Here is a 6,633-nt window from a genome sequence, read left to right on the forward strand (position 1 = left end):
CGAGCCTACTCAGCCGCGCAGCGAGGTGAGTCTGCAGGCGAGCGCGGCCGCCGCCGCGGCGAGGGCGGCGGCGGCGAGGAGCGACAGGACCGGCAGGTGCACGGTGCCGGTCTGCGAGCCGGTGACCAGACCCGTCACGGCGCGGTTGGCCGGCGAGCCGGTGGTCACCAGGGCCAGGAGAGCGGCGAGCGCGGTGGTCACGACGGACCAGCCGCGCCGGTGCAGCAGCGGCCGGGTGCACAGTGCGCCGGCCGCCGCCCCCAGCAGTACGCAGCAGACGGCGGCGAGGAGTCCGGCGAGCCCGGCGGGCAGCAGGTGCACCCGGACGGAGTTGTCGGTGCTGGCCGGCGTGCTGATCAGCAGCACGATCGGGGTGGCGATCGCGCCCAGGAGCCCGCCGCACCCGAGCGCGACGAGCAGCGAGGCGAGGTGGACGCGCGGCGATCCCATCACCGCGTCGGTGACGGTACGGGCGGCGGGCGGCTCCTGATTGACGCAGAGCCGTACGAGCCAGGCGGTGACGGGCAGGAGCCCGGCGGCAGCGTATCCGAGCGAGTCGAGGACGGGCTGCCCCGACTGCACGCCGATACCGAGGAAGGCCGCGTACAGCAGTACCGGGGCGAGCCAGCGCTGGGAGCGGAGCAGCAGTGCGGCCTGATAGCGGAGAAGGGCGGTCATGGCGCCTCGGGAGTCGAGCGGTTACGGGGAGTCGGCGCAACCGCTGTGGGGGCGGCCCCGGTAACGGCACCCGGGTCCGGGACGGTCGTGCCTGGGGCGCTCGCGCCCGGAGCGGTCGTCAGGTGCCGGATGTGCCAGGGTGGGCGGGCGGTGAGGAGGGCGCGCAGCAGTGCGTCGGAGTGCGTGGCCGCGACGGTGAGCCGTACGCTCCCGTCGGCCGCGGGCGTGCACTCGGGCGTGCCCGGCAGCCCGGTGGGGAGGGTGGCGCCCGGTGGGCCCGCCGCCTCGATCCGTACCCTCGGCCCCGGCGCGGCCCGCGCCACGGGGGCGGCGAACAGGCCGTGCCCCTCCACCCGGAACGCGGCGTCTACCATCCCGGCGAGCCGGCGCGGGTCGTGGTCGACGAAGACGACGGTGGAGCCCGCCGCGACCCGCTCGGCCACGGCCCGGTCCAGCTCGTCGCGGGCCGCGGTGTCCAGGCCGGTCCATGCCTCGTCCAGGACCAGCAGTTCCGGTTCGGCGAGGAGCGCCTGGGCGACGGCGACCTTCTGGCTGGTGCCCTTGGAGAGTTCCGCAAGCGGCGTACGGGCGTGTTCGGCGGCCCCGAGGCGGGCGAGCCACGACTGTGCCCGGTCCGCCGCATCGGAGGTCCGCAGGCCGTGGATCCGGCCGAGGTGGACGAGATACCCGGCCGCGGTGAACGGCAGCGCGGCCGGGAAGCGCTCGGGGACGTAGGCCGTACGGGGCCTGCGGCCGGTGATCCGGCCCTCCGTCGGGGTGTCGATCCCGGCGAGCAGCCTCAACAGCGTCGACTTGCCCGTGCCGTTGGCGCCCTCGATCCGGATCATGGCGTGCGGGGGCAGGTCGAGGTCGACCCCGCGCAGCACCCAGGGGCCGCCGAGGCCGTACCGGCGGCCCACCCCGCGCAGGTTCAGTTGGCCGACGCCTTCTCGGGCTTGAGCTCGCTGGGCCGTACGATCACGAATCCTTCCCCGTCCAGCCGCAGTTGGACGGCCTCTCCGGACCCTCCGCGGATCATCGAGCCGAAGCTCTGCGAGCGGTGCAGCGACGTGTTCAGGTTGGCGCTCCAGCCGACCACCGCGTCCGTGTCGACGCACACCGGCTGATGGGGCGTGACGGGTATCACAATGGGGTGGCCCTCACACATCAGGCCGAGCTTGCCGTACCCGGTGAAGACGCTGTTGAAGAGCCCGCCGCCGGTCATCCCGGCGCCCTTCACGGTCTTGATCTCGTAGGAGAGCGTGGGGTCGAAACAGAGCACATTGCGGCCGTTGATGGTGAGGACGTCGCCCTGCTCCATCTCCACGATGAAGCAGTTGGCGGCCTCGTGCGCGAACCATGCCTCGCCCTGGCCGCGGACCGCCATCAGCGCCAGCCCCTCGCCGGTGACGGCGCGCTTGAGCATGCCGCCGAGGCCCTGACCCTTGCGCTCGAACTGCAGATCACCACGGAAGGCGATCATCGATCCCTGCCGGGCGTGCATCTCGCCGTTGACGGCGTATTTGATGGACTTGGCGTTCTGCAGGGTCATCCCGGGGGCTGTTGCCTGCTGCGCCATGTTCTCGCTGGAAAAGAGATCGCTCTTCATGCGGTGCATCCTCACCCGGAGCAATTCATTCCGCCAAGAAGGGGTTTCCCGGGCGGCTGGCAGACTGGGACGGGTGAGCGAAATCGACACCCCCGTATCCCCGTCCGGACATCCCGCGACGTCCCGCGCCCCCGCGACGGACAGCCCGTTCAGGTCCGGGCGCACGAACCGCGACGAGGCGCCGCAGTACGTGCTGCCGCTGGTCGTACACATCGAGAAGGCGGCTCCCCCGGCCCGTACCGACGCACTGCGGACCGCCGCCCGTGCGGTGCTCGTGATGCTCTCCGACGAGCGCTCGGCCGGCGAGGGCGAGTGGGCCCGGGCGATGCGGGACTGGCAGGACGCCCGGATCCGCAAGGTGGTGCGGCGGGCGCGCGGCGCGGAGTGGCGCAAGGCGTGCGCGCTGCCCGGCATCACGGTCACGGGCGAGAGCGCCGAGGTGCGGGTCTTCCCGCCGGTGCCGCTGGACGGCTGGCCGAAGGAGCTGGCGAAGCTCCAGGTCTCGGGGACGGATCTGGACGACCCCGAGCCGCCGGCCGCGCCCGATCTCGCGGGCCCGGTACTGTGGCTGAACCCGGAGCTGGACATGTCGGCGGGCAAGGCGATGGCGCAGGCCGGGCACGGTGCGCAGCTCGCCTGGTGGGAGCTCTCGGACACGGAGCGCAAGGCGTGGCGCGAGGCGGGCTTCCCGCTCTCCGTCGCCACTCCGAAGGCGCGCCGCTGGCAGGAACTCACGGTGAGCGGGCTTCCGGTGGTGCGTGACGCCGGGTTCACCGAGATCGCACCGGGGTCCTGCACGGTGGTCGCCGACCATCCCGCGCTGCGCGGCTGAGCGACGAGCGGGGGCCGGTCGGCCGCCGACGGCGGCGCTCCGAATTCCCCGTACCGGGAACCTCAAATCAACCTCTGAACGTCCCCGTCCTCGGGTTGACCACCGCTCGCCGGGGCCATGAGCCCTGCACAGCACGGACTGGAGCGGAGGAGGGGCGGCATGAAACTGGGGATCGGTATCGGCTGGCGGCCGGAGATCGCGGACGCCGTCGAGGCGCTGCCGGGGATCGACTGGGTGGAGGCGGTCGCGGAGAACATCTGCGCCGACCATCTGCCCGATTCGCTGGTGCGGCTCAGGGAGCGCGGTGTCACCGTCGTCCCGCACGGCGTCTCGCTCGGTCTCGGCGGGGCCGAGCGCCCCGACGCGGGCCGAATCGCGGCTCTCGCGGCCCGCGCCGAGCTGCTCGCCGCACCGCTGGTCACCGAGCACATCGCGTTCGTACGGGCCGGGGGGCCGCGCACCGCGTCGCCGGGGCTGGAGGCGGGTCATCTGCTGCCCGTGCCCCGCACGTGGGACGCGCTGGACGTGCTGTGCGAGAACGTACGGATCGCGCAGGACTCGCTTCCGGTGCCGCTGGCGCTGGAGAACATCGCGGCGCTGATCTCCTGGCCCGACGAGGAGCTGACCGAGGGCCAGTTCCTCGCGGAGCTGGTCGCACGCACGGGGGTCCGGCTGCTGATCGATGTCGCCAATCTGCACACCAACCACGTCAACCGCGGCGAGGATCCGGCCACCGCGCTCGACGAGCTGCCCGTAGAGGCCATCGCGTACGTGCATGTGGCGGGCGGCGTCGAGAAGGAAGGTGTCTGGCACGACACCCACGCCCACCCGGTCACCGAGCCCGTGCTCGACGTCCTCGCCGAACTCCGCTCCCGGGTCGACCCGCCCGGCGTCCTCCTGGAACGGGACGACGACTTCCCGCCGGCCGAGGAACTGGCGGGCGAACTGACCACGATCCGCGCCACGCTGGACCGGACAGCCGCCCTGGGTGCCGGCGCGCGGGCGCGCTCCGCACAGTCCGTCCCGGGCGCCGGCTCGTCCGCGCCCGGCACGCGCCCCCGGCAGGTGCCGAGCCCCTCCTCCCCGGGCTCGGTGCGCGACAGGGTCGCCGTCGCCCAGACGGCGCTGCTCTGCGCCCTCGTCGCGGGCGCCCCCGCACCGCACGGCTTCGACCACCGGCGGCTCGGGATCCAGAGCCGGGCCCTGGCGGCCAAGCGGGCCGGGGTCGTCGCCCAGGTGGCGCCGGAATTGCCGGAGATCCTCGGCGCCGGCTACCGGGACGCCTTCCTCGCGTACGCCAGGAACCACCCCATGTCCGCCGGTTACCGGCGCGACGCGCTGGACTTCGCCGAGGGGCTGCTGATCGCCGGCCAACCCGCCGACGACGCGGCACGACGCCGGCTGACCCACTGGTGGCAGGACCGGGCGGCCGCCCGGCCGCCGCGCCGCTTCACCCGGCTGGTACGAGCGGCCCGCGCGGCCCTGACCGGGAGGTGACCGGACGATGCACGGCATGAACGCCTTCGCGATGCTGGTGGATCTCGGCGTGGCGGTCTCCTCGGTTCTCCTGATCGTGGGGCTCGCGCGTTCCCGCCGCAGCACCGCGGGCTCCGTCCACGACCTCTTCGAGGCCGCCTTCCTGAACGGCGGTCCGGGCAGGGTGGTGGACACGGCACTCACCGCGATGCAGACGGACGGGCGGCTCTCCATCGGCGGTCCCGGCATCGTCGCCGTTCAGCACGCGGACGCCCGTGACCCGGTGGAACGCGCGGTGCTCCAGGAACACGCCATGGCCCCCAGTGGCGCGCTGCACACCCTGCGCGAGGCGGTGATGCGGCATCCCGCGGTGCAGGAGATCGGCGACGGGCTCGCGGCCCGCGGTCTGCTGGCCTCACCGGCCACGAGCCGTGTGTGGCGACGCCGGAGCATCATTCAGGGCCTGGGCTGCCTGCTGGCCGTTCCGGTCTCCGCCGTGGTGACGGTGATACAGGTCACGGCCGACGACTCGTCCGACCTGTTCTCCTCAATACCGTTCGCTCTCCAGGTCTTCCCGGCCCTGGTGATCGGTTTCCTGACCGGCTTCATCTGCGGTGGCGTGGCCCGGGGGCGCGTCACCAGGGCGGGGCGGAAGGCAGCCGAGGCGTACCGCACCGCGAACGCGTACGACCCGCGGCCGGCGCATCTGGTGGCGACGCACGGATTGCGGGCGCTCCCCGATCCCGTGCTGCGGGCGCAGTTGATCGCGGCGGCCCGGATGCGTCCGGCCGGGCGCACATCGAGCCGGGCCTCCGGCTCGTCCCCGGACTCCGCCGCCCTGCTCCTCGCACCGACGGTGTGGTGCGCCGGTACGGGCCCCGGCAGCGGCAGTTGCGGAAGTGCCAATGACGGCGGCAGCAGCAGCGGCGGAGGGGGCGGCGGATGCAGTGCGGGGTCGAGTTGCGGCTCGGGGTCCAGTTGCGGCTCGGGGTCCGGCTGCGGCGGGTCGAGCGGCTCCAGTTGCTCCAGCAGCAGTGGTTCCGGTTGCGGGGGCGGGTCCAGTTGCTCCAGCGGCAGTTCCTGAGCGACGGCGGCGTCCCGTTCCTGGGCCCCGGCCGCCGAACCGTCCATATGGTGAACAGGCCATGGCGTCACCCGGCCCGCCCCGCATAGGAATCCGTCATGCTCTGGGTTCTGTTGCTGCTGGTCGCATGGGGTACGGCGGCCGTCTCGTGCGTCCGGCTCTGTCTCGTCGCGGCCCGCGCGGGGCTGCTGTCCGAGGCGTCCTCGGATGCCGTACGGAGGGTGCCGGACGGTCATGAACTGACCCTGTACGAGACCGCGTTCCTGTCCGGCGGCCCGCACCGGGTGGTCGATCTGGCGCTGGTCACCATGCATCTGCGGCGGCGCCTGCTGCTCGCGCACACCGGGTGGGCGACGGTCGTGGACCCGGAGGGCCGGGACGAGATGGAGCGCACGGTGATACGTGCCATCGGTCCGCAGGGCCAGTCCCCGATTCCGCCGGTACGGGCGGCCGTGGCCGCCGCCGACCCGGTGCGCGCCCTCGCCGACCGGCTCGTCACCGCGGGCCTCGCCGTCCCCGGCGGCGCCGGAGACGGCGTCGCCGCCGCGGTCCGCACGGTGCGCGGCGCGGCTCTGCTGGTGGTCGCGACGGGTGCCGCGACGCTGCTGATACCCGGTCAGGAGAGCGGCCTCGGGGGCCCGGTGGTGTCCGTGCTGGTCTGGTTCGGGCTGCCGCTCGCGCTGGCCCTGGGCTGTCTGGCCATAGCCCGGATGGAGGTCCATCCGTACAGCGGCGCCTGGGCCTCACCGGCCGGACAGCGGCTGCTCGCCGCACACGAGGTCCCGGCGGCGGGCGCGGACCACGACGTCCTGGCGGCGATCGCCGTACGGGGGGTGCGCGCCGTGACCGACCCGGCGCTGCGGGCCGCGCTCAGGGGCAGACCCGGCGGCGCGGACCGGTAGAACTCCCCGTCCGCTTGTCCTGGGGGAATGGGTACCAAAAAAGACGCCGGTG

Annotated in this window: 7 protein-coding genes; 4 read left to right on the forward strand and 3 right to left on the reverse strand. The window is 73.6% G+C overall.

The features are described 5' to 3' along the window. Window positions 1-9 precede the first annotated feature (9 nt). Genes ACFU8Q_RS06205 through ACFU8Q_RS06215 form a run of 3 tightly spaced genes read right to left on the reverse strand, consistent with a single transcriptional unit; the run spans window position 10 to window position 2,287 of the window. The gene (locus ACFU8Q_RS06205; protein ID WP_384448497.1) at window positions 10-678 is read right to left on the reverse strand and encodes an ABC transporter; all 669 of its coding nucleotides are present in this window, start codon (window positions 676-678) and stop codon (window positions 10-12) included. Continuing rightward, on the reverse strand, window positions 675-1,565 hold the full coding sequence (locus ACFU8Q_RS06210; protein ID WP_384448521.1) for an ATP-binding cassette domain-containing protein: 891 nt from the start codon (window positions 1,563-1,565) through the stop codon (window positions 675-677). The genes ACFU8Q_RS06205 and ACFU8Q_RS06210 overlap by 4 nt, the downstream gene beginning before the upstream one ends. A gap of 44 nt (window positions 1,566-1,609) precedes the next feature. Then, window positions 1,610-2,287, reverse strand: a complete 678-nt coding sequence (locus ACFU8Q_RS06215; RefSeq protein WP_266749393.1) for an AIM24 family protein — start codon at window positions 2,285-2,287, stop codon at window positions 1,610-1,612. Window positions 2,288-2,360: 73 nt separating this feature from the next. Between ACFU8Q_RS06215 and ACFU8Q_RS06220 the strand changes: the two genes are divergently transcribed. The 4 genes from ACFU8Q_RS06220 (at window position 2,361) to ACFU8Q_RS06235 (ending at window position 6,581) form a co-directional block, all read left to right on the forward strand. After that, on the forward strand, window positions 2,361-3,119 hold the full coding sequence (locus tag ACFU8Q_RS06220) for a peptidyl-tRNA hydrolase (RefSeq protein ID WP_384448500.1): 759 nt from the start codon (window positions 2,361-2,363) through the stop codon (window positions 3,117-3,119). 159 nt (window positions 3,120-3,278) lie between these two features. Next, complete coding sequence (locus ACFU8Q_RS06225; RefSeq protein WP_384448503.1) at window positions 3,279-4,616, forward strand: DUF692 domain-containing protein; 1,338 nt, start codon at window positions 3,279-3,281, stop codon at window positions 4,614-4,616. Between the two features lie 16 nt (window positions 4,617-4,632). Continuing rightward, on the forward strand, window positions 4,633-5,679 hold the full coding sequence (locus ACFU8Q_RS06230) for a TIGR04222 domain-containing membrane protein (protein WP_384448506.1): 1,047 nt from the start codon (window positions 4,633-4,635) through the stop codon (window positions 5,677-5,679). Window positions 5,680-5,777: 98 nt separating this feature from the next. Beyond that, window positions 5,778-6,581, forward strand: coding sequence for a TIGR04222 domain-containing membrane protein (locus tag ACFU8Q_RS06235; RefSeq protein ID WP_384448509.1), 804 nt, complete (start codon window positions 5,778-5,780; stop codon window positions 6,579-6,581). Window positions 6,582-6,633: the final 52 nt, after the last annotated feature.

It is taken from the genome of Streptomyces sp. NPDC057543 (assembly GCF_042801895.1).
Classification (GTDB): Bacteria; Actinomycetota; Actinomycetes; order Streptomycetales; family Streptomycetaceae; genus Streptomyces.